The sequence below is a fragment of the Streptomyces sp. GbtcB7 genome (genome assembly GCF_019091445.1).
Lineage (GTDB): Bacteria > Actinomycetota > Actinomycetes > Streptomycetales > Streptomycetaceae > Streptomyces > Streptomyces mirabilis.
Genome location: NZ_JAGXJM010000806.1, coordinates 1 through 228, shown reverse-complemented (window position 1 = coordinate 228; position 228 = coordinate 1). Strand labels below are relative to the sequence as shown.

General features: G+C 67.5%; 1 pseudogene. It reads left to right on the top strand.

The annotated features are described in order from the left end of the window. A pseudogene (locus KVT44_RS59915) lies at positions 1–166 on the top strand (carbohydrate ABC transporter permease); the annotation flags it as partial. Positions 167–228: the final 62 nt, after the last annotated feature.

Genomic DNA, 228 nt, shown 5'->3' with positions numbered 1-228 from the left:
CTGGACGGTGCAGACCCCGCTCTCGTCGTACATGACCACCCAGACCGCCACCTCCCTCCTGATCTTCTTGGCCCCCGCCATCTCCATCCTGCCCCTGGTGTTCGTGTTCCTCTCCCTCCAGCGCTGGCTGGTGCAGGGGGTCGCGCAGACGGGCATCAGGGGCTGATCGACAAGCTCGACGGGCCCCAAGGGACGATCTGGGAGCCCGGTGGCTTCCCCCCCATCTCC